General features: G+C 57.2%; 19 protein-coding genes and 1 pseudogene. 14 read left to right on the top strand and 6 right to left on the bottom strand.

The genetic code is table 11. The features are described 5' to 3' along the window. Positions 1 to 18 precede the first annotated feature (18 nt). Both LD28_RS0119235 and LD28_RS0119240 read right to left on the bottom strand, forming a co-directional pair. The gene (locus LD28_RS0119235; protein ID WP_005357182.1) at positions 19 to 459 is read right to left on the bottom strand and encodes an Hsp20 family protein; all 441 of its coding nucleotides are present in this window, start codon (positions 457 to 459) and stop codon (positions 19 to 21) included. A gap of 92 nt (positions 460 to 551) precedes the next feature. Further along, a complete protein-coding gene (locus LD28_RS0119240) occupies positions 552 to 965 on the bottom strand; it encodes an Hsp20 family protein (protein WP_005339298.1) in 414 nt (137 codons plus the stop codon). Positions 966 to 1,416: 451 nt separating this feature from the next. Here LD28_RS0119240 and LD28_RS0119245 point away from each other — a divergent pair, with 451 nt between their 5' ends. The 6 genes and pseudogenes from LD28_RS0119245 to LD28_RS0119265 all read left to right on the top strand — a co-directional run bounded on the left by LD28_RS0119245 (position 1,417) and on the right by LD28_RS0119265 (position 8,217). Continuing rightward, positions 1,417 to 3,384 (top strand): ATP-binding protein, encoded by a 1,968-nt coding sequence (locus LD28_RS0119245; RefSeq protein ID WP_033138530.1) that lies wholly within the window; start codon positions 1,417 to 1,419, stop codon positions 3,382 to 3,384. A gap of 76 nt (positions 3,385 to 3,460) precedes the next feature. Further along, complete coding sequence (gene gorA, locus LD28_RS0119250; protein ID WP_033138531.1) at positions 3,461 to 4,810, top strand: glutathione-disulfide reductase; 1,350 nt, start codon at positions 3,461 to 3,463, stop codon at positions 4,808 to 4,810. Between the two features lie 315 nt (positions 4,811 to 5,125). Then, positions 5,126 to 5,610, top strand: a pseudogene (locus LD28_RS22670) (helix-turn-helix domain-containing protein); the annotation flags it as partial. A 65-nt stretch (positions 5,611 to 5,675) separates the two neighbouring features. Beyond that, positions 5,676 to 6,380, top strand: coding sequence for a helix-turn-helix transcriptional regulator (locus LD28_RS0119260; RefSeq protein WP_033138533.1), 705 nt, complete (start codon positions 5,676 to 5,678; stop codon positions 6,378 to 6,380). An 89-nt stretch (positions 6,381 to 6,469) separates the two neighbouring features. Continuing rightward, on the top strand, positions 6,470 to 7,243 hold the full coding sequence (locus LD28_RS22675) for an alpha/beta fold hydrolase (RefSeq protein WP_081959633.1): 774 nt from the start codon (positions 6,470 to 6,472) through the stop codon (positions 7,241 to 7,243). Positions 7,244 to 7,452: 209 nt separating this feature from the next. Next, on the top strand, positions 7,453 to 8,217 hold the full coding sequence (locus LD28_RS0119265) for a GNAT family N-acetyltransferase (protein ID WP_033138534.1): 765 nt from the start codon (positions 7,453 to 7,455) through the stop codon (positions 8,215 to 8,217). Positions 8,218 to 8,286: 69 nt separating this feature from the next. Here LD28_RS0119265 and gyrB read toward each other — a convergent pair whose 3' ends face one another. From gyrB to dnaA, 4 genes are all read right to left on the bottom strand, one after another. Beyond that, positions 8,287 to 10,698, bottom strand: a complete 2,412-nt coding sequence (gene gyrB, locus LD28_RS0119270; RefSeq protein WP_033138535.1) for a DNA topoisomerase (ATP-hydrolyzing) subunit B — start codon at positions 10,696 to 10,698, stop codon at positions 8,287 to 8,289. After that, the gene (gene recF / locus LD28_RS0119275; protein WP_005339305.1) at positions 10,695 to 11,798 is read right to left on the bottom strand and encodes a DNA replication/repair protein RecF; all 1,104 of its coding nucleotides are present in this window, start codon (positions 11,796 to 11,798) and stop codon (positions 10,695 to 10,697) included. The genes gyrB and recF overlap by 4 nt, the downstream gene beginning before the upstream one ends. Positions 11,799 to 11,800: 2 nt before the next feature. Then, the gene (dnaN, locus tag LD28_RS0119280) at positions 11,801 to 12,904 is read right to left on the bottom strand and encodes a DNA polymerase III subunit beta (protein ID WP_005339306.1); all 1,104 of its coding nucleotides are present in this window, start codon (positions 12,902 to 12,904) and stop codon (positions 11,801 to 11,803) included. A gap of 83 nt (positions 12,905 to 12,987) precedes the next feature. Further along, positions 12,988 to 14,358, bottom strand: a complete 1,371-nt coding sequence (dnaA, locus tag LD28_RS0119285; RefSeq protein WP_033138536.1) for a chromosomal replication initiator protein DnaA — start codon at positions 14,356 to 14,358, stop codon at positions 12,988 to 12,990. A 311-nt stretch (positions 14,359 to 14,669) separates the two neighbouring features. Between dnaA and LD28_RS0119290 the strand changes: the two genes are divergently transcribed. The 8 genes from LD28_RS0119290 (at position 14,670) to mnmE (ending at position 20,947) form a co-directional block, all read left to right on the top strand. Further along, positions 14,670 to 15,428, top strand: a complete 759-nt coding sequence (locus tag LD28_RS0119290) for an amino acid ABC transporter substrate-binding protein (RefSeq protein ID WP_033138537.1) — start codon at positions 14,670 to 14,672, stop codon at positions 15,426 to 15,428. Next, on the top strand, positions 15,429 to 16,097 hold the full coding sequence (locus tag LD28_RS0119295) for an amino acid ABC transporter permease (RefSeq protein ID WP_156120323.1): 669 nt from the start codon (positions 15,429 to 15,431) through the stop codon (positions 16,095 to 16,097). Positions 16,098 to 16,109: 12 nt separating this feature from the next. Beyond that, positions 16,110 to 16,844, top strand: a complete 735-nt coding sequence (locus tag LD28_RS0119300; RefSeq protein ID WP_033138538.1) for an amino acid ABC transporter ATP-binding protein — start codon at positions 16,110 to 16,112, stop codon at positions 16,842 to 16,844. A gap of 270 nt (positions 16,845 to 17,114) precedes the next feature. Continuing rightward, a complete protein-coding gene (rpmH, locus tag LD28_RS0119305; protein ID WP_005307156.1) occupies positions 17,115 to 17,249 on the top strand; it encodes a 50S ribosomal protein L34 in 135 nt (44 codons plus the stop codon). Next, a complete protein-coding gene (rnpA, locus tag LD28_RS0119310; protein ID WP_005339313.1) occupies positions 17,249 to 17,608 on the top strand; it encodes a ribonuclease P protein component in 360 nt (119 codons plus the stop codon). The genes rpmH and rnpA overlap by 1 nt, the downstream gene beginning before the upstream one ends. Continuing rightward, on the top strand, positions 17,575 to 17,823 hold the full coding sequence (gene yidD, locus LD28_RS22680; protein ID WP_010672280.1) for a membrane protein insertion efficiency factor YidD: 249 nt from the start codon (positions 17,575 to 17,577) through the stop codon (positions 17,821 to 17,823). Before rnpA ends, yidD begins: the two co-directional genes overlap by 34 nt. 5 nt (positions 17,824 to 17,828) lie before the next feature. Continuing rightward, positions 17,829 to 19,475: a membrane protein insertase YidC gene (gene yidC, locus LD28_RS0119315; protein ID WP_033138539.1), complete on the top strand. Its 1,647-nt coding sequence runs from the start codon at positions 17,829 to 17,831 to the stop codon at positions 19,473 to 19,475. A 110-nt stretch (positions 19,476 to 19,585) separates the two neighbouring features. Beyond that, positions 19,586 to 20,947 (top strand): tRNA uridine-5-carboxymethylaminomethyl(34) synthesis GTPase MnmE, encoded by a 1,362-nt coding sequence (gene mnmE, locus LD28_RS0119320; RefSeq protein WP_033138540.1) that lies wholly within the window; start codon positions 19,586 to 19,588, stop codon positions 20,945 to 20,947. The last annotated feature ends 39 nt before the right edge of the window (positions 20,948 to 20,986 follow it).

The raw sequence follows: 20,986 nt of genomic DNA on the forward strand, positions 1-20,986 counted from the left end.
TATCGCGATCCGGTTTGCTTAACCGGGCAGCGCCAGCTGCTCGGGTTTACCGATGGGAATGGCGCGAGGCTTGAGCGCCTCCGGCAACTCACGGGCCAGATCGATGGTCAGCAGACCATGCTCCAGCTTGGCGCCTTGCACCTCCACGTGCTGGCTCAGCTTGAAGGCGAGCTCGAAGTCACGCTCGGCAATCCCCTGATGGAGGAACTGACGCTCACCGGCCGCAGCCCCTTTGCGCCCCTTCACCTTGAGGGTGCCGTTTTCGGTCTCCAGCTCCAGCTCTTCGCGCTCGAAGCCAGCCACGGCGACCGTGATGCGATAGCCATCCTGATCGCGCTTTTCAATGTTGTACGGGGGATAAGCGGCGGTCTTCTGATCGAACAGACCTTCCAGCTCACGGGCCATCCGCTCGAAGCCGACAGCGTTGGAATAGAGATGAGAAAAATCGAGGTTACGCATAATCCTATCCTTCTAATAAGCAACAGGTTCAACTCTCCACAGGCCCATCATCGGCACCCGGGAAATTTTAAAATTTCAGTGAATTCAGGCTATCAGCCGTTGATCTCAATCTTGCGCGGCTTCATCGCCTCGGGCACTTCACGCACCAGCTCGATGTGCAGCAAGCCGTTTTTCAGGTCGGCCCCTTTCACCCGCACATAGTCGGCCAGCTGGAAGCGGCGCTCGAAACCACGTTCGGCGATCCCCTGATAGAGATAGTTGCGCCCGGTGTCGGCCTGCTTGTTGCCCTTCACCGTCAGCAGATTTTCCTGGAAGCTCAGCTCCAGCTCTTCCTGGGTAAAGCCCGCCACCGCCATGCTGATGCGGTAGTCGTTGTCACCCAACTGCTCGATGTTGTAGGGGGGATAACCGGCATTGCCATTGCTGGCCGCAGATTCGATGAGATTGGCCAGACGATCGAAACCAATGGCAGAACGATAGAGCGGAGAAAAGTCGATAGAACGCATAGTATTACCCTCTTGTGAGCGATAACGGATTGTTTGCCCTCCTTATGGACGGGCACCTGGTCGAAACCTCTGTCGAGCGTTCCGGCCTTGTTACCTATATAGGGGCTCACTTTTTCCTTTCAAGGGGGTTTGAACGAATTTTTGAGGCGCTGTGTACACACCATAAAACGCCAGCCCACTCATCTGGCTGGTTTCCTGAAATGAGTGTTGAGATGCTAGCGGGAGCCAAAAGCCCCCTGCTTACCTAGACACTTTTCCATCACTGATGATTTCAACTGGGCTATCAGTGCTGAGTCAGCGCCACGGTGTACGTAACAGAAGCGCAAGCCGGATAATTGCTGCGTAATTGACCCCAGCTTGGCTGGACGTATCCTATGCCTCTCAGGAAAGACGACATAAATGCATGAAGCGGTTAAACTAAAAAGCACAACATCCAGACCGCAAGGACGCCATGTCAGGACATTTCTTCAAGACCGCCAAGGCTGTCGGCCGTAACGGACTCTCATACCGCCTGCTCTCCTACATTCTGGTGTGCAGTACCGTATTGGCGATGATCATTACGGCGCTGCAACTCGCTTGGGATTACCGCAAGGATGTTGCCGTCATAGAAGACAGCATTGGTCAGATTGAAGCCTCCTTCCTGCAACCGATCGCCGCCAGCTTGTGGAACCTGGATGAAGAGCAGGTCAAGGTGCAAATCGAGGGGATCATGAACCTGCCCAACATGCAGTTCGTGATGGTCAAAGAGATGCTCGGCAACTCCGAAGTCCCGCTGCTAACCCAAGGGGTGGAGCGGGAAAGCTACGATATCTCCCGCGAGTTCAACCTCACCTATCAGGGGGAAGTGGTCGGCAAACTGTTTGTTGCCGCCTCGCTGGAGCAGATATATCAACGCCTTATCGAGAAGTCGGTGTTGATCATGGTCAGCCAGACCATCAAGACCCTGGTGGTCTCATTCTGTATCCTGATCATCATTTACTATCTGGTGGTCAGGCACATCAATCGCATCGCCAGCTACGCCCAGAAGTTCAATCTGGATCGGCTCGATATGGAGCTGGAGCTGGAAGGCCGCCCGCAACCACGCAAAAAGCCGGATGAGCTGGATACCCTGGTGGCGACCCTCAACCAGATGCGAACCCGTCTGCGCGATGAGCTGCTTGCCCGCCATCAAGCCGTCGAGCAACTGCAGCAGGAACGGGACTTCTCTGCCACCCTGATCAACTCCGCCAACATGGTGATCTGCTGCATGGAGCCGGACCTCACCATCGCCAGCATCAACCCGGCGGCCATCCTGCTCACTGGCTACCACCAGCAAGAGCTGCTGCAGCACAACTGGCTTGATCTGTTTGTTAGCCCATCACAGCGTCAGGAAGTGAGCGACATTCTCTCGACGGATGGTTCGCTCGCAGACAAGGTTGTCATCATGCATGACCAGCAAACCCATGAACTGGTGCTGCAGTGGACCTTCGTCCCCTTCTACGAAGGGCCCAACCTCAAATACCAGATCGGGTTTGGCTACGACATTACCCAGCTGAAAAAAGTCGAGCGGGAGATTATCCGCCTCAACGAGCAGTTAGAAGGCAAGGTGGTGGAGCGTACCCGCAGCCTGAGCGAAGCCAACAACCAGCTGGGCAAGGCTTATGATGACCTGAAACAAGCCCAGCAGACACTGGTGGAGTCGGAGAAGATGGCCTCTCTCGGCTCACTGGTGGCCGGGGTCGCCCACGAGATCAACACCCCGATCGGCATCAGTGTGACCGCCTCCTCCTATCTGCAGGAGCGGGTCGCCGACTTCAAATCGCATATCGACTCCAAGCAGCTCTCCCGCTCCTATCTCAACGAGTTTACCGTCAACCTCGACGAGTCGATGCAACTGCTGCAGAGCAACCTGCGCCGCGCCTCCGAGCTGATTGCCAGCTTCAAGCAGGTGGCGGTAGACCAGTCATCGGAAGCGCGTTACAACTTCAGCCTCGCCGACAACCTTCATCAGGTGGTGGTCTCCCTCGGCCACAAGCTGAAGAAGAGCCAGTGTGAAGTGGATATCCAGTGCGATCCCAAGCTGTCGATCTTCTCCTTCCCTGGCAGTTTTACCCAGATCTACTCGAACCTGATCCTCAACTCCATCAACCACGGTTTCGATAGCTGGGACAAGCCGAAAAAGATCACCATCAAGGTGGAGCAGCAGGGAGAGGAGCTGTTTATCGACTACTCGGACAACGGCCGCGGCATCCCGCCCGAAATATTGCCGCGTATCTTCGATCCCTTCGTCACCTCCAAGCGAGGTCAGGGTGGCAGCGGCCTCGGTACCCACATCATCTACAACCTGGTGGTGCAGTTGCTGCGCGGTCGAATCCACTGCGCCAGCGAGCCGGGTAACGGCGCCGAATTCCATATTCGCCTGCCAATCCAACATAACTGAGCGCTGGCTCTTGTGAGCCAGCCGCTTTGTCCCCATCATGCTGTGATTGCATTCTTAATGAGCGGAGAACCTCGCAATGGCACAGCATTTTGACTATATCGCCATCGGCGGCGGCAGCGGCGGTATCGCCTCTGCCAACCGAGCTGCCATGTACGGTAAGAAAGTTGCCCTGATTGAAGCCAAAGAGTTGGGTGGAACCTGCGTCAACGTAGGCTGCGTCCCGAAGAAAGCCATGTGGTATGCGGGCCAGATCGCCGATGCCCTGAAATATGGTGCCGACTACGGCTTTGACACCACCCTCAACCACTTCAACTGGGCCAAGCTGGTCGAGTCCCGCCAGGCCTACATCGGCCGCATCCACCAGTCCTATCAGAACGTACTGGGCAAGAACCAGATTACCGTGATCAAGGGATTCGCCCGCTTCGTTAGCAGCAATACCATCGAGGTCAATGGTGAGCACTACACTGCCGATCACATCCTGATCGCCACCGGTGGTCGCCCGGAAATTCCGGCGATCCCGGGTGCCGAGCTGGGTATCGACTCCGACGGTTTCTTTGATCTGCAAAGCCAACCCAAGCGGGTTGCCGTGGTCGGTGCTGGCTACATCGCTGTCGAAATCGCTGGCGTGATGCAGGCGCTCGGCTCAGAGACCCATCTGGTGGTGCGCAAGCACGCCCCGCTGCGTAATTTCGATCCCATGATCCACGAGACACTGGTGGAGATCATGGCACAGGAAGGGCCCAAGCTGCACACCCACGCCATACCCAAAGCTGTGCTCAAGAACGCCGATAACAGCCTGACCCTGCAACTGGAAGATGGTCGCCATCTCACCGTCGACTGCCTGGTCTGGGCCATCGGCCGCGAGCCCGCCACCAACAACCTCAATCTGGCTGCCGCAGGCATCGAGCTGGATGAGAAGGGCTTTATTCCGACCGACAAGTTCCAGAACACCGCCGTCGCCAACATCTATGCAGTGGGTGACAACACAGGTCGCATCCAGCTCACGCCGGTGGCCGTGGCGGCGGGTCGTCGCCTCTCCGAGCGGCTGTTCAACAACAAGCCCAACGAGCACCTCAACTACGATCTGGTGCCGACCGTGGTGTTCAGCCACCCTCCCATCGGCACCATCGGCCTGACCGAACCAGAAGCCATCGCCGAATACGGTGAAGAGCAGGTGAAGGTCTACCGCAGTCAATTCACTTCCATGTACTCGGCGCTGACCCAGCATCGCCAGCCCACCCGCATGAAGCTGGTCTGTGTCGGTCCTGAAGAGAAGGTCGTCGGTCTGCACGGTATCGGCTTTGCGATGGACGAGATCCTGCAAGGTTTCGGCGTTGCCATGAAGATGGGTGCCACCAAAGCAGACTTCGACAACTGCGTCGCCATCCACCCCACCAGCGCAGAAGAGTTTGTGACAATGCGATAAGCACGTTTGAAGCAGGCCTGTCACTATCAGGCCTACTTCAACAACTGCGTTCCCCCTCCTCACCCCACCAGTGCAGAAGAGTTTGTGACAATGCGATAAGCACGTTTGAAGCAGGCCAATCACTATCAGGCCTGCTTCAACAACTGCGTTCCCACTCCTCACCCCACCAGTGCAGAAGAGTCTGCTACCATGCGCTTAGGGCATCTGAAACTGGCAGATAACCATCAGGCCAGCTTCGACAACGATGTAACTCTTCACCTGCGGCAACCGGATAGCGGACAAGAGGCTCTCTGCGCCGGGCGTCGCTCCCGCCCTGCAGGCACCGCCGCCGGGCTGGACTGCTGCCTCTATCTGGTACGCCAGTACCACGGCTCGGCCATCGCCAACAAGGTGGCGCACGGCTGGCGATCCCGCCTCATCGGGAAGGGGGACAGGCCCAGTTTATCGAGCAGCCGGTGCCCGCCCCCACCCACGATGTCCGGATGAACCAGTGACACGATCACCTGCGCGCCCATCTGGCCGAACCCCACACCCAGGACTCTCTGGCAACCCATACCCTGATGAGCCGGCGCACCTTTACCCGCCGCTTTCATCAGGCTACCGGCCTCTCGGTGGGTGGGCTGTTGGCGGAACGGCTCAGGCGCAGTCAGGAGTTGCTGGAGGTGAGCGGTCATTCCATCGATCGCATCGCCGAGCTGGTCGGCTTCAAGAGTGCCACCTCCCTGCGTAATCACTTCCACGCCCGCTTTGCCATCTCCCCTAGCGAGTGGCGACGATCTTTTCGCGGCCATAATCCTTGATGATGCCCACTGTACCCGCTCACCTCGCTATGGCAGGCTAACCAGAGATCCCGAGGAGTCATACCATGTCCCGTTCCGAACGCCTGCTGGCCCTGCTCCAGCTACTGCGCGGCCACCGCTACGCCATCACCGGCGCTGAACTGGCCAGCCAGCTTGGCATCAGCCTTCGCACCCTCTACCGGGATATCGCCACCCTGCAGGCGCAAGGCGCCCATATCGAGGGAGAACCGGGTATCGGCTATGTACTGCGCCCCGGCTTCATGCTGCCGCCACTGATGTTCAGCGAGGAGGAACTGGATGCGCTGGTGCTGGGGTCGCGCTGGGTGGTCGCCCACGGTGACGGAGCCTTGAGCGCATCGGCCAGCAGTGCGCTGGCCAAGATAGAAGCCGTGCTACCCGCCGACTATCGCCAGCAGCTCAAGAGCAATGCCCTGCTGATCGGCACCTCCCGCAGCGACAGCCTCACCGATGAAGCCCCGCTGCGCTGCGCCATCCGCCAGCAACGCAAGGTGACCCTGAGTTATCGTGATCTCAAGGATGAGGTCTCTGAGCGCACCGTCTGGCCCTTTGCCCTCGGCTACTTCGATCAGGTGCGGATACTGGTCGCCTGGTGCGAACTGCGTCAGAGTTTTCGCCACTTTCGGGTCGATCGCATCACCCGAATGCAGCCGGAAGAGAGTCGCTACCCCAAAAGCCGGGAGAGCCTGCTGAAAGCGTGGCGCGCCACCCAGCAGATCCCGCAACCGAAATTCATTGCTGACAGAAACTGACAGCAGGTAGCGCCATGCTGACGGGGTCGGCGCAGATGTGCTATTTCATCTGTTAGGCCATATACATCGAAACGAGGTTGCTCAAAAACATGAACAATATAAGTGGTTATATCGGCGTCAACGGTGGTGAGTTGTATTATGAACTTTCGGGTAATCCTGATGGTCAGCCTTTATTGATGCTTCATGGTGGCCTTGGTTCCCTTAATGAACTAATACCCATTCAAAGATATGTTGCCATGGATTATCAGTTGATCAGTGTAGATTTCCGTGGCCATGGAAAATCCCCTTTAGGTAGTCACCCGCTGAGTTACTTACAGTATCAGCAAGATATCCAAGCACTCCTCGGCTATCTGGGCGTTGATAAATATTCAATATTTGGTTTTAGTGATGGTGGTATCGTAGGTTATCGACTAGCCGTACAAGAACCCGATAGCGTTTCTTGTTTGGTTACCCTTGGTGCAACGTGGCGATTAGAGCCAGATGATCCATCACTCGGGTTGCTAAGCGGCTTAACAGCAGATTTTTGGATTTCAAAGTTTGCCGATGATGTCGCGCTATACGAAGTGTCAAATCCCGAGCCTGATTTCCCTAAACTTGTCGATGCTGTAAAGGCTGTTTGGCTTGATACAACACCATCTGGCTACCCGAGTAACCTGGTTGAAAAAATTCGTTGTCCGACATTAATCATGAGGGGTGATAACGATGTCATATTTTCGCTTGAGGAGGCATTGGCTTTAAAAGCAAAAATCGCAGGTTCCAGTTTTGCCAATATTCCACTCGCGGGTCACTCAGCTCATCAAGAGTCGCCAGAGCTGGCAGGTAAAATACTTCAACAGTTCATGTCTCAGCATAAAAATAATTAACTCTTCCATAGGACAGAACACTGCACATAAAGTATCAGCTCTGTGCAAGTGAACTCATCATCAAAATGCCGAACATCAAATTCGGCATTTTCTTTATCTCAGCCCGATCGCCCATCCTTGCAACTGCCAGTGTTTCACGTGGAACGTCGGGCGGCATCCGGCTGCGCCGTCTGTGTTATCATCCTCGAGCCTTATTATCTGGAGAAACAATGACCACTCGACATAATCCGCTCGAACTGTACCAGCGGGACAACAGCTCCCCCGATGAACTGAGCGAGCGACAGCTGACGCTATTTGCCCTGCTGCAACAGCGTGAGCAGGAGTTTGGGTTCAATCCGAACGTCATCGTCCACTATCCGGAAGCCCGCTTTCTCAGCGCCCCGCTCGATTATCTGGAGCAGCTGATCTCGGAACAGCAGCAACAGGGTCAGCTCATCAATGAAGTGGTAATACTCACCACTTACCTGCAGGTACAGGCTCCATTGGTCGAACGTGGTTATCGGCATGAAACCGTCCACATGCCTGCTGGCCCAGACCATACCGCAATTTTCGGGGTGCAATGCGGCACTGATGTGGCTGGCAAGACGCTCTATGTCGAGGCCGTCAATGAGCAGGATCCCAAGATCCGCCCGACCTTTGTGTTGATGTTGCGCGATGAGCATGGTGAGCTGCAGGGCGGTATGTCCGGATCAATCTGGACTCGGGATGAGCGGCGTTACGCCTATATTGGCACTGTGGTGGTGCAACCGGGGCAACCCGCAGGAACCGGCACTCTGCTCGCCAATACCGTGCTGGAGTACCTGGCGCAGCAAGGGGTTTACGAGGTCAATCTCGGCACCCAGACCGCTGAGCCCTTCTATGCCAAACTGGGGTTCAAGGTCATTCACCATATCGTGCCAGCGTTGCGTCACCGCACAGCTAGCGATGGTGCCGAGCACCCCCACAATCTGGTCATCATGAGCAAACGGCTCTGATCGGGTGCAGACCATGGATGTAAAAAAGCCGCTCACAAGGAGCGGCTTTTTGCTGTCTGACTGCGTCGATTAGACGTCGAGGTTGGCCACGCGCAGGGCGTTGGTCTCGATAAAGTCACGACGGGGCTCAACGGCATCACCCATCAGGGTGGAGAAGAGCTGGTCAGCACCGACGGCGTCGTCGATGGTGACGCGCAGCATGCGACGGGCTTCCGGATCCATAGTAGTTTCCCACAGCTGGTCCGGGTTCATCTCACCCAGCCCTTTATAGCGCTGGATGTAGATGCCGCGCTTGCCTTCGCCCATCAGCCACTCGACAGCTTCCACGAAGTTGGCCACCGGTTTGACCTTCTCGCCACGCTTGATGTAACCACCTTCCTCGATCAGGTTGGCGATCTCCTTGCCCAGTGAGACCAGTTGACGGTACTCGGAGGATTGCAGGAAGTCGTAGCTGATCGGGTATTCACGGTCGACACCGTGCTGACGAACCACGGCGTGCGGCACGAACAGACTGCGCTCTTCATCACGACGAACCTGGATCTGGTACTGGATACCGTGGTTGCTCTCGTTGAGCACGGCTTCCATTCCCTGACACCAGGCCAGCAGGTCGCTCTCGCTGGTCAGCAGCGCTTCGTTCAACTCAGGCTGATAGATCAGCTGGGTCAGCACGGCATCCGGCGCGCGGCGGGACATGCGGGTGATCAGATGAGAGACGGCACGGTGCTGGTTGACCAGACGCTCCAGCGCCTCGCCACCGATAGCCGGGGCAGATTCGTTGACGTGCAAGGTCGCACCATCCAGCGCCATGGCGGTCTGGTATTGCAGCAGCGCATCTTCGTCTTTCAGATACTGCTCCTGCTTGCCCTTCTTCACTTTGTAGAGCGGCGGCTGGGCGATGTAGACGTAGCCACGCTCGATGATTTCCGGCATCTGACGATAGAAGAAGGTCAGCAGCAGGGTACGGATGTGCGCACCATCGACGTCCGCATCGGTCATGATGATGATATTGTGGTAACGCAGCTTGTCCGGGTTGTACTCGTCGCGACCGATACCGCAACCCAGTGCGGTGATCAGGGTGCCCACCTCTTGCGAGGAGATCATCTTGTCGAAACGGGCCTTCTCTACGTTCAGGATCTTGCCCTTGAGCGGCAGGATGGCCTGGTTTTTACGGTTGCGACCCTGCTTGGCTGAACCGCCAGCAGAGTCCCCTTCCACTATGTAGAGTTCAGAGAGTGCCGGGTCTTTTTCCTGACAGTCAGCCAGCTTGCCGGGCAGACCGGCGATATCCAGCGCGCCTTTGCGGCGAGTCAGTTCGCGGGCCTTGCGGGCCGCTTCACGGGCACGGGCTGCATCGATGATCTTGTTGACCACGATCTTGGCATCGCCCGGGTTTTCCAGCAGGAAGTCGGCCAGCTTCTCGCCCATCGCCTGTTCAACGGCGGTCTTCACTTCGGAAGAGACCAGCTTGTCTTTGGTCTGGGAAGAGAACTTGGGATCCGGCACCTTGACGGAGATAACGGCAATCAAACCTTCACGCACGTCGTCGCCACTGGCGGCAGACTTTGCCTTCTTGCTGTAGTCCTCTTTGTCCATGTAGGAGTTCAGAGTACGGGTCAGCGCAGTACGGAAGCCTACCAGGTGAGTACCACCATCCCGCTGCGGGATGTTGTTGGTGAAGCAGTAGACCCCTTCCTGATAGGCGTCGTTCCACTGCATCGCCACTTCAACGCCAATACCATCCTGCTCGGTGGAGAAGTGGAACACCTTCGGGTGGATCGGGGTCTTGTTCTGGTTCAGGTATTCAACGAACGCCTTAATACCACCCTCGTAGCAGAAGTGAGCCTCGCGGCCATCCCGCTCGTCCAGCAGACGGATGGAGACACCGGAGTTGAGGAAAGAGAGCTCACGCAGACGCTTGGCCAGGATCTCGTAGTGATACAGGGTATCGGTAAAGATGGTAGGGCTCGGCCAGAAGCGAACTTCGGTACCGGTGCCAGTGCTGTCACCAATCTGCTTGAGCGGCGCCTGCGGCTCACCCAAATGATAGGTCTGCTCGTAGACATGGCCGTTACGACGAATGGTCAGCAACAGCTTGTCAGAGAGGGCGTTAACGACAGAGACACCCACGCCGTGCAGGCCGCCGGATACCTTGTAGGAGTTGTCATCAAACTTACCGCCAGCGTGCAGCACGGTCATGATGACCTCTGCGGCGGAGCGGCCCTCCTCCTCGTGCATGTCTACCGGGATACCCCGGCCATTGTCACGCACAGAGACAGAACCGTCGGAATGGATCTTGACCAGAATATCGGAGCAGTAGCCAGCGAGCGCCTCGTCAATGGAGTTATCGACGACCTCGAACACCATGTGGTGCAGACCCGAGCCATCATCCGTATCGCCGATATACATCCCCGGGCGCTTGCGGACCGCATCCAGGCCCTTCAGCACCTTGATATTCGAGGAGTCGTAAGTATTTTCACTCATAGCTTACTCTCTGCCTTCTCTAACGTTTCGGAGATTTTACCCTGTTCCACGTGGAACAACTTGCAGTCATTCGCATCCATCATGTCTGCGAGCTGACCGGTGTCGATGGCGGTGATAAACACCTGTGACGCACACTGCTTCAGCCTTGCGGCCAGCAAGCGGCGCTTGTCGACATCCAGTTCAGAGGCAAAATCGTCAATTAAAAAAATACAGCCACGGCTGCTATGTTGATTCAAATAGAGCCCTTGGGCCAGTCGCATGGCGCAGACCAGCAACTTCAGCTGACCCCGGGACAAAATATCCTGAGCGGGTACCCCGTTCGCCTTGAGGCGCACATCGGCTTTCTGTGGACCGACACCGGTATAGCCCAGCGCCCGATCCCGCTCAAACCCCGCCTCCAGCAAATCGCCGAGGGGAGTATCTTTCTCCCAGCCCCGGTAAAAGCCGAGACTGATATCGAATTCCGGCAGAAAATCCGCCGTCATCTCCTTGATCAGGGGCGTAATGGCCTGACAATAACTGGCGCGAAACTCGGCCAGCTCACCCCCGAGCCGCACCAGCTCCTGATCCCAGAACGCCAGCTGGCGGTACTGGGTGCTCTGGCGCAGCAGCGCATTGCGCTGTTTCAGCAGCCGCCGCACTCGTCCCCACAGGGCAAAGAAGGTCGGCTCCTGATGGAAAACGCCCCAATCGAGCCAGGCGCGGCGAGCCTGAGGCCCGCCCGTCAGCAGGTTGAAGCCATCGGGATGGATCAACTGCACCGGCAACAGCTCCGCCAAATCGGCCAGCCGCTGGGCCTGCGCCCCGGCAATCTTGAGCTGGGTCTCGCCACTCTTGTCTTTGGCAAGACCGATCGGTACCTGACGCCCCTCCAGTTCGCACTGGGCAAACAGGGTAAACGCCCTCTCCCCCTGGCGGATGACCCGCCCGGTCAAATGAGTACGAAAGGAGCGCCCCAGACCAAGGTAGTGAATGGCTTCCAGCACGCTGGTCTTGCCGCTGCCATTGCACCCGACCAGAATGTTGAGGCCGGGCGACAGCTTGAGACTGGCTTGCTGGATATTGCGAAAGTCGCTGAGCTGGAGTTTGACCAGGGACACGACTAGATCCGCATCGGCATCACCACGTACTGAGCATCCTGATGTTCAAAATCCTCAATAATGGCACTGCTGATGGAATCGCTCAGGCTAATCCGAATTTGGTCACATTTTAACGTATTCAGCACGTCGAGCACATAAGAGACGTTAAAGCCGATCTCCATCTCGCCAGCAGCATATTGTACGTCAAGCAGCTCTTCGGCTTCTTCCTGTTCCGGGTTGTTGGCGGTGATGCGCAGCAGGTTTTCCTGCAGATTGAGACGCACCCCACGGAATTTCTCGTTGGAGAGGATGGCGGCACGGGCAAATGCCTGACGCAGATCCTCACGACCGGCGATGAGCGCCTTGTCGCTGTTGCGCGGAATGACGCGGCGCCAGTCCGGGAAGCGACCATCCACCAGCTTGGAGGTGAAGATGAAGCCGTCGAGGGCGGCACGCAGGTTACTGCGACCGATCTGCAGACGTACCGGCTTGTCTTCTGCTTCCAGCAAACGCACCAGCTCCAGTACCCCTTTGCGCGGCAGGATAACCTGATGATCGGGCAGCGATTCCCCTACCACCTCACGGCGGCAGGTGGCCAGACGGTGACCGTCGGTCGCCACGGTACGCAGACCGTGACCTTCGCTCTCGAACAGCATGCCGTTCAGGTAGTAACGCACATCCTGGCTGGCCATGGAGAACTGGGTCGCGTCGATCAGCTTTTTCAGCTCCAGCTGGCTGATATCGAACTCGAGCACGGATTCCCAATCCTCGATGTTCGGATACTCGGTCGCTGGCAGGGTCGAGAGGTTGAAGCGGGAGCGACCGGACCGGATGATCAGGCGCTCCCCTTCGGTATTGAGACGGATCTCGGCGCCTTCCGGCAGACCACGGCAGATATCCAGCAGCTTGCGCGCCGGTACTGTGGTGCGGCCATCTTCACTGGCCCCGTTCAGATAGACCTGACCGATCATCTCTACTTCGAGATCGGTACCGGTCAGTGACAGCAGACCGTTGCTGACATCAAGCAGCACGTTGCCGAGGATCGGCAGGGTCGGTCGGCCGCCGAGGGCGCCGGACACCAGTTGCAGAGGACGTAACAGGGCCTCACGGCTAATTTCGAGCTGCATCTGTGCTCTCCGTTGTGATTAGGAGGAAAAGATTCTGATCAGGTTGGAATATTCGCGCTGCATCTGTCCACTCCATTCCGTTATCAGGAAGAAAGGGTACGGATCAGGTTGGAATAGTCCTCCTTGATGTCGTGACTCTCCTCCTTCAGCTGCTCGATTTTTCGGCAAGCATGAAGAACGGTAGTGTGGTCACGGCCACCAAAGGCATCACCTATCTCCGGCAAACTGTGGTTGGTCAGCTCCTTGGCCAAAGCCATCGCCAACTGGCGCGGACGGGCAACGGAGCGGGAACGACGCTTGGAGAGCAGATCCGCCAGCTTGATCTTGTAGTACTCCGCCACCGTCTTCTGGATATTGTCGATGGTGACCAGCTTCTCCTGCAGTGCCAACAGGTCGCGCAGCGCTTCGCGCACGAAATCGATGTTGATGGCACGGCCGGTAAAGTTGGCGTTGGCGATCACCCGGTTAAGGGCGCCTTCCAGTTCACGGACGTTGGATCGCAGACGTTTGGCAATAAAAAAGGCCACTTCGTCCGGCAGATGGATCTGGTTCTCGTCAGCCTTGCGCATCAGGATCGCGACGCGGGTCTCCAGCTCCGGCGGTTCGATCGCCACGGTCAGGCCCCAGCCGAAGCGGGACTTGAGGCGATCCTCGACACCGTTGATCTCCTTCGGATAGCGATCCGAGGTCAGGATGATCTGCTGGTTACCTTCCAGCAAGGCATTGAAGGTATGGAAGAACTCCTCCTGGGAGCGCTCCTTGTTGGCGAAGAACTGGATGTCATCGATGAGCAGGGCATCGACGCTGCGGTAGTAACGCTTGAACTCTTCAATGGCGTTATTTTGCAGCGCTTTCACCATGTCCTGAACAAACCGCTCGGAGTGCATATAGATGACTTTGGCATCTTTTTTACTCTCCTTGATGGCATTGCCAACGGCGTGCAGCAGGTGGGTTTTACCCAGGCCGGTGCCGCCATAGAGGAACAGCGGGTTGTAAGCACCACCTGGATTGTCCGCTACCTGACGGGCAGCCGCACGCGCCAACTGGTTGGACTTACCCTCGACGAAATTCTCGAAGGTATAGTTCACGTTGGTGTTGCTCTTGTGGTTCGGCTCGGGCTTGGTTTCAGCCTTGCGTTCCCAGCTCTTCTGCAAGTTATTCACAGGCGCGGCACCCTGTACTGGCGCTCTGGCGACAGCAACGGGATGAGGACGATTGCCTATATCAAAACGCAGGGCGGGGCCATCGACCCCACAGAGTTCATTGATGATGCCGTTAACCCGGATGAGATACTTGTCTCGTACCCAGTCCAGAACAAAGCGATTCGGTGCATACAGGGTCAGAGTATTGTCACTCAACTCCGCTTGAAGCGGCCGGATCCACATGCTGAATTCTGCCGAGGGCAACTCATCTTGCAGCCGGTTAAGGCACTGCTGCCATAGCGAAGCAGTCACTCTAAGCTCCTGTCGATTGATTAACTAAAGACCGGCTATTCTACGTTTTTAGCTGCCGGATCTCCAGCCATCGCCCGGTGGATCCAGCAAATAAGATCCTTGACTTTCAAGGATCCAGCGCCTTTGAATCAGATTTCATCCCCAAAGTTACCCACAGCTTGATCCACCATCCGGATTGCCGGATCCCGTGCTGCACTCCTGTTATTTCATATAACCAAATGTCATTTATTTTTTAAATTTTATTCCAATAACATCGGCGCCAAAGCAGTTATTACAACTACAAATACAAGACATTGAGAGAGAGAAACACCATGAAAACATCCATCAAACTGATTTCCGGCGCTGCCATCCTGCTTGCCACCCTGTCCGGTCAGGCTATTGCCCAGGAGACCATCAAGGTCGGCATGTCTGGCAAATATTTCCCGTTCACCTTCGTCAAGCAGGACAAGCTGCAAGGCTTTGAAGTGGATATGTGGAACCAGATCGGCGAGCGCACCGGCTACAAGGTCGAGTTCGTGACTGCCAGCTTCTCCGGCCTGTTTGGCATGCTGGAAACCGGCCGCATCGACACCATCTCCAACCAGATCACCATCACCGACGAGCGCAAGGCGAAGTACGACTTCTCCCAGCCTTATGTCTATGACGGCGCCCAGATCGTGGTACGCAAGGGCAACAGCACCATCCACGGCATCAAGGATCTGGAAGGCAAGAAGGTTGCCGTGAACCTGGGTTCCAACTTCGAAGAGCTGCTGCGCAAGAATGACCCGAACAAGAAGATCGATATCCGCACCTATGACTCCGCCTTCGAGCAGGATGTCGCCCTGGGTCGCATCGACGCCTTCGTGATGGACCGCGTCTCCACCGCCCAACTGATCAAAGAGTCCAAACTGCCGCTGCAACAGGCTGGCGCACCGTTCGAGACCATAGAGAACGCCCTGCCCTTCCTGAAGACCCCGGAGAAACAGGCCGTACTTAAGAAGGTTGATGACGCCCTGACCGCCATGCGCAAGGATGGCACCCTGCGTCAGATCTCCGAGAAATGGTTCGCGTCCGACATCACCGACAAATAAATGATGGAATTTGACCTCGAATACACGCTGGGGCTGTTTCCCATCCTGCTCAAATATCTGGGCACCACGATGGAGATGGCCCTGTGGGGATTCGTGCTGGCACTCGTACTCTCGCTGGCCCTGGCGATAGTACGGGTGTTTCGCGTCCCCGCAATTCACTGGCTGGCGATGCTCTATATCTCGTTCTTTCGGGGTACACCGCTGCTCGTTCAGCTGTTCCTGCTCTACTACGGACTGCCGCAACTATTCCCGATCTTCGTGGGGATGGATGCCTTTACCGCCGCCATCGTCGGTCTGACCCTGCACTTCGCCGCCTACATGGCCGAGTCGATCCGCGCAGCCATCCTCGGCATTCACAAAAGCCAGATGGAAGCGGCGCTCAGTATCGGCATGAGCCGCTATCAGGCGATGCAGCGGGTCATCCTGCCGCAGGCGGCACGCATTGCCACCCCGTCGCTGATGAACTACTTCATCGACATGATCAAGAGCACCTCACTGGCCTTCACCCTGGGGGTAGCCGAGATCATGGGCAAGGCGCAGATGGAAGCCTCCTCCTCCTTCAAGTTCTTCGAGAGCTTCATGGCGGTGGCGCTGGTCTACTGGGTGGTGGTGATCTTCTTTACCCGCTTGCAGCACCTGCTGGAAATTCGTCTCAATCGTGCCTATTAAAGGAGGGCTCTCATGATCAAGCTAACCGGCCTCTCCAAGGCATATCACGGCAATCAGGTGCTCAATGGCATCGATCTGGAGGTCAAAAAGGGGGAAATTGTCGTCATCATCGGCCCCTCCGGCACCGGCAAGTCGACCCTGTTGCGCTGCCTGAACCTGCTGGAGACCCCGGATGCGGGCACCCTGACCATCGACGATCTTGCGCTGAATCTGGCCAAGGCTAGCGAACAGCAGGCGATCGAGCTGCGCAAACGGGCCTCCTTCGTGTTCCAGAACTACGCCCTGTTTGCCAACAAGACGGCGCTCGACAACATCGCCGAAGGGTTGATCACCGTCTGGAAACAGCCAAAAGCCGAGGCCCGCGCCACAGCGCTAGGCATCCTCAAGGACATTGGTCTTGCCGACAAGCAGGATGCCTATCCGGCCTCCCTCTCCGGCGGCCAGCAGCAGCGGGTCGGCATTGGCCGCGCCATGGCGGCCCACTCCAAGGTGATCCTGTTTGACGAGCCCACCTCGGCCCTCGATCCCGAGTGGGTCGACGAGGTTTTGGGGTTGATGAAGGCGTTGGCCCGCCAGCACCAGACCATGGTGGTGGTGACCCATGAGATTGAATTTGCTCGTGATGTTGCCGATCGGGTGATCTTCATGGAAGGAGGGCGGATCGTCGAGCAGGGCCCGCCGGATCAGATATTGGTCGATCCCAAGGATCCCCGTACCCGGGAGTTCTTGCGGAAAGTCCTTAAATAGCTCTCTCTTTGGCGGCCAAGCCGCCTTTTTTATTGAGGGATCCCTTGTTTAACCCCGGGTTGCCAGTATAATCCGGAGCCCTTGATCCTCCGGATCCTCACGCTCGGCAGTGGCCTTTTCAAGACCATGGCAGGATGAGAGGGAACGGCGGATTGACTAAAAGCCGAACTCTGTTTAGAATTCGGCCTCTTTTGCTAGTCGTCACACGCTATAGCTGGCGCGTCGGCTAAGTGTGACAATCAAAACTGTACAGAAATACGGAATCGAATCATGAAACGTACTTTTCAACCGTCCAACCTGAAGCGCAAGCGCTCTCACGGTTTCCGCGCCCGCATGGCAACTGCCAACGGTCGTAAAGTTCTGGCCGCTCGTCGTGCCAAGGGTCGTGCCCGTCTGGTAGTTTAATGCCTACCCAGCACACCTTCTCTCGGGAGTTACGTCTGTTAACTCCCGAACACTTCAAACGCGTTTTCGCTGAGCCTGTCCGGGCTGCTTCCCCGCAAATTACGCTTCTCGCCTGCCCCAATTCACTCGAACACTCTCGTCTTGGTCTCGCTGTGCCCAAAAAAGCACTCAAGCGTGCCGTTTGGCGTAACCGTGTCAAACGGGTGGTTCGGGAAAGTTTCCGCCTCAAACAACATCAGCTGCCCGCTATCGACATCGTGGTGATCGCCAAGGCCGGTGTGAAAGAGATGGATAACGAGGAACTGTTCAAGTTACTGGAAAAGCTATGGCGCACTCTGTCACGCCGTTGCAATGGGTAGCTATCAAACTGATACGCCTGTATCAGCTAATCATTAGCCCTCTGCTGGGGCCGCGCTGCCGTTTTACTCCAACTTGTTCCCAATTTGCGATAGAAGCCATCCGACTTCACGGTTTCATAAAAGGCGTTTGGTTAGCTAGCAAACGTCTATTAAAATGCCATCCCTTATCCGAGGGTGGTTATGACCCGGTTCCGCAACCAAAGCGAAGAAACTGAAGACTATGGAATCACAACGCAATCTACTCCTGATCGGTTTGCTGTTCGTGAGCTTTCTGCTCTGGCAACAGTGGGAGTCCGACAAGGCTCCGAAGCCGGCCCCGACTACCGTGGCCCAAACCGAACATTTCGTACCTGAAGCCGGTCAGACCGGTGATATTCCTCAGGTTTCCGAGCAAGCCAACGCGACTGCCGCACGCAAGCTGATCACCGTCTCCTCTGACGTGCTCAAGCTGACCCTGGATACCCAGGGTGGTGACGTCGTGTCTGCCGAACTGCTGTCTCACAAACTGGAAGAGGGCAAGGACCAACCGTTCGTGCTGCTGACCAGCCAGCCTGAGCACCTCTATATCGCCCAGAGCGGTCTGGTGGGTCGCAACGGTCCGGACAGTCAGGCCGAAGGTCGTCCTACCTATGAAGCCGCCCAGACCAGCTATCAGCTGGCCGATGGTCAGGATCAAGTCGTCGTTCCGATGACCTGGACTGACAGCAAGGGCGTGGTCTTCACCAAGGAGTTCATCCTCAAGCGTGGCGACTATGCCGTTGGCGTTGATTACAAGATCGACAACAAATCTGCCGAGCCGGTTCAGGTGCAGTTCTATGGTCAGCTGAAGCAGACCGTAGCGACACCGAAGGATCAGGAAGGTCATGCCATGGTAGCCAGCGCTTACCGTGGTGGTGCTTTCTCCAGCGAAGAGACTCGCTACAAGAAGTACACCTTCGACGAGATGAAGGATGCCGACCTGAACAAGACCACCAAGGGTGGTTGGGTCGCCATGCTGCAACACTACTTCGTCTCTGCCTGGGCACCGAATGCTGACGATACCAACAGCTTCTACAGCCGCGTGATCCCTGGTAAAGGCCAGGCCATCATCGGTTACAAGGCGCCGCTGGTAGACGTGGCCGCTGGCCAACAGGCTGAAGTGACCAGCAAGCTGTGGGTAGGTCCCAAGCTGCAAGACCAGATGGCCAAGGTGGCTAACCACCTCGACCTGACCGTAGACTACGGCTGGCTGTGGTTCATCGCCCAACCGCTGCACTGGCTGCTGACCGTGTTCCACGGTTTCGTCCAGAACTGGGGTGTGGCCATCATCATGCTGACCCTGCTGGTACGCGGCATCATGTTCCCGCTGACCAAGGCCCAGTACACCTCCATGGCCAAGATGCGCATGCTGCAACCCAAGATTGCGGCCCTGCGTGAGCGCTTCGGCGACGATCGCCAGAAGATGTCTCAGGGCATGATGGAGCTGTACAAGAAGGAGAAGGTCAACCCGCTGGGTGGCTGCCTGCCGATCCTGGTTCAGATGCCGATCTTCATCTCCCTCTACTGGGCACTGATGGAGTCCGTTGAGCTGCGTCACGCACCGTTTGCTCTGTGGATCTCTGACTTGTCAGTGAAGGACCCCTTCTTCGTGCTGCCAATCCTCATGGGTGCGTCCATGTGGTATCTGCAGAAGATGAGCCCGACCACAGTGACCGACCCGATGCAGCAGAAAGTGATGCAGTTCATGCCGATCATCTTCACTTTCATGTTCCTCTGGTTCCCGGCTGGCCTGACTCTCTACTGGCTGGTGAGCAACGTCATCTCCATTACCCAGCAGACCATCATCTATCGTCAGCTGGAGAAGAAAGGCCTGCACACTCGTAACTGATGCGCAGCTAATCTTCCCTTGATGACAAAAGAGGCGGCCTTCGGGCCGCCTTTTTTATTACAATGTCTCCCACTACGTTTTCCTATCAGCGAACAAACGAGCCAAGCAAGATGACAACAGATACGATCGTGGCCCAAGCCACCGCGCCAGGCCGTGGCGGCGTGGGTATAGTCCGGGTCTCCGGCCCCGCCGCCGAACAGGTCGCCGGGATAGTGCTCGGCAAGCTCCCGCGGGTGCGCTACGCCGAATATCTGCCGTTCAAGGATGAGCAAGGCCAGGTACTGGATCAGGGCATCGCCCTGCTGTTCAAAGCCCCCAACAGCTTCACCGGCGAGGATGTGCTGGAGCTGCAGGGCCACGGCGGCCCCGTCATCATGGACATGCTGATCCGCCGCATTCTGCAAATCGACGGCATCCGCCCTGCCCGCCCCGGCGAGTTCAGCGAGCGCGCTTTCATCAACGACAAGCTGGATCTGGCCCAGGCCGAGGCCATCGCCGATCTGATCGAAGCCTCCAGCGAACAGGCCGCCCGCAGCGCCATGCACTCCCTGCAGGGGCAGTTCTCCAGCAAAATCCAACAACTGGTGGAGAGCCTGATCCGGCTGCGCATCTATGTGGAAGCGGCCATCGACTTCCCGGACGAGGAGATCGACTTCCTCTCCGACGGCAAGGTGGCGGGCGACCTCTACACCATCATGTCCGAGCTGGACGACGTGCGCGGGGAGGCCAAACAGGGCGCCCTGCTGCGAGAAGGGATGAAGGTGGTGATCGCCGGTCGTCCCAACGCCGGCAAATCGAGCCTGCTCAACGCCCTGGCGGGGCGCGAGTCAGCCATCGTCACCGAGATTGCCGGTACCACCCGCGACGTGCTGCGCGAGCATATCCATCTCGATGGCATGCCGCTGCACATCATCGACACCGCCGGTCTGCGTGACACCCAAGACAAGGTGGAACAGATCGGTATCGAGCGCGCCTGGGCCGAGATCGAACAGGCCGATCGAGTGCTGTTTATGGTGGATGGCACCACCACAGACGCAATCGACCCGCGGGAGATCTGGCCGGAATTGGTTGATCGGTTGCCAAAAAACATCGGCCTCACCGTCATTCGCAACAAGGCCGACCTGACCGGCGAGGATCTGGCACCGAGTCAGGAGCAGGGCCACGCCGTCTACCGCATCTCCGCCAAGACCGAGCTGGGGCTGCCCGCCCTGCGCGAGCACCTGAAGGCTTGTATGGGCTTCCAGGGCAACACCGAAGGGGGCTTTATGGCCCGCCGCCGCCATCTGGATGCACTGGAGCGCGCCGCCGAGCGGCTGCTGGTGGCCAAGGAGCAGTTGGAAGTGTTCGTAGCTGGCGAACTGGTAGCCGAAGAGCTGCGCCTCGCACAGGAGTCCCTCTCCGAGATCACCGGCGAATTCAGCTCCGACGATCTGCTGGGCCGCATCTTCTCCAGCTTCTGTATCGGCAAATAAGCCTGTACCGCAGACAACAAAAAGCCCGGGTTCATCCCG

The sequence above is a fragment of the Aeromonas finlandensis genome (assembly GCF_000764645.1).
In the GTDB taxonomy this organism is placed as follows: Bacteria; Pseudomonadota; Gammaproteobacteria; order Enterobacterales; family Aeromonadaceae; genus Aeromonas; species Aeromonas finlandensis.

Excerpts from the sequence above, each read along its gene's own strand:
- LD28_RS0119290 (WP_033138537.1), top strand. The coding sequence starts at position 14,670 with ATGAAAACATCCATCAAACTGATTTCCGGCGCTGCCATCCTGCTTGCC.
- LD28_RS22675 (WP_081959633.1), top strand. The coding sequence starts at position 6,470 with ATGAACAATATAAGTGGTTATATCGGCGTCAACGGTGGTGAGTTGTAT.
- LD28_RS0119235 (WP_005357182.1), bottom strand. The coding sequence starts at position 459 with ATGCGTAACCTCGATTTTTCTCATCTCTATTCCAACGCTGTCGGCTTC.
- yidD (WP_010672280.1), top strand. The coding sequence starts at position 17,575 with ATGGCGCACTCTGTCACGCCGTTGCAATGGGTAGCTATCAAACTGATA.
- rnpA (WP_005339313.1), top strand. The coding sequence starts at position 17,249 with ATGCCTACCCAGCACACCTTCTCTCGGGAGTTACGTCTGTTAACTCCC.
- dnaN (WP_005339306.1), bottom strand. The coding sequence starts at position 12,904 with ATGCAGCTCGAAATTAGCCGTGAGGCCCTGTTACGTCCTCTGCAACTG.
- LD28_RS0119260 (WP_033138533.1), top strand. The coding sequence starts at position 5,676 with ATGTCCCGTTCCGAACGCCTGCTGGCCCTGCTCCAGCTACTGCGCGGC.
- LD28_RS0119245 (WP_033138530.1), top strand. The coding sequence starts at position 1,417 with ATGTCAGGACATTTCTTCAAGACCGCCAAGGCTGTCGGCCGTAACGGA.
- LD28_RS0119265 (WP_033138534.1), top strand. The coding sequence starts at position 7,453 with ATGACCACTCGACATAATCCGCTCGAACTGTACCAGCGGGACAACAGC.
- LD28_RS0119295 (WP_156120323.1), top strand. The coding sequence starts at position 15,429 with ATGATGGAATTTGACCTCGAATACACGCTGGGGCTGTTTCCCATCCTG.
- mnmE (WP_033138540.1), top strand. The coding sequence starts at position 19,586 with ATGACAACAGATACGATCGTGGCCCAAGCCACCGCGCCAGGCCGTGGC.
- LD28_RS0119240 (WP_005339298.1), bottom strand. The coding sequence starts at position 965 with ATGCGTTCTATCGACTTTTCTCCGCTCTATCGTTCTGCCATTGGTTTC.
- yidC (WP_033138539.1), top strand. The coding sequence starts at position 17,829 with ATGGAATCACAACGCAATCTACTCCTGATCGGTTTGCTGTTCGTGAGC.
- gyrB (WP_033138535.1), bottom strand. The coding sequence starts at position 10,698 with ATGAGTGAAAATACTTACGACTCCTCGAATATCAAGGTGCTGAAGGGC.
- gorA (WP_033138531.1), top strand. The coding sequence starts at position 3,461 with ATGGCACAGCATTTTGACTATATCGCCATCGGCGGCGGCAGCGGCGGT.
- LD28_RS0119300 (WP_033138538.1), top strand. The coding sequence starts at position 16,110 with ATGATCAAGCTAACCGGCCTCTCCAAGGCATATCACGGCAATCAGGTG.
- rpmH (WP_005307156.1), top strand. The coding sequence starts at position 17,115 with ATGAAACGTACTTTTCAACCGTCCAACCTGAAGCGCAAGCGCTCTCAC.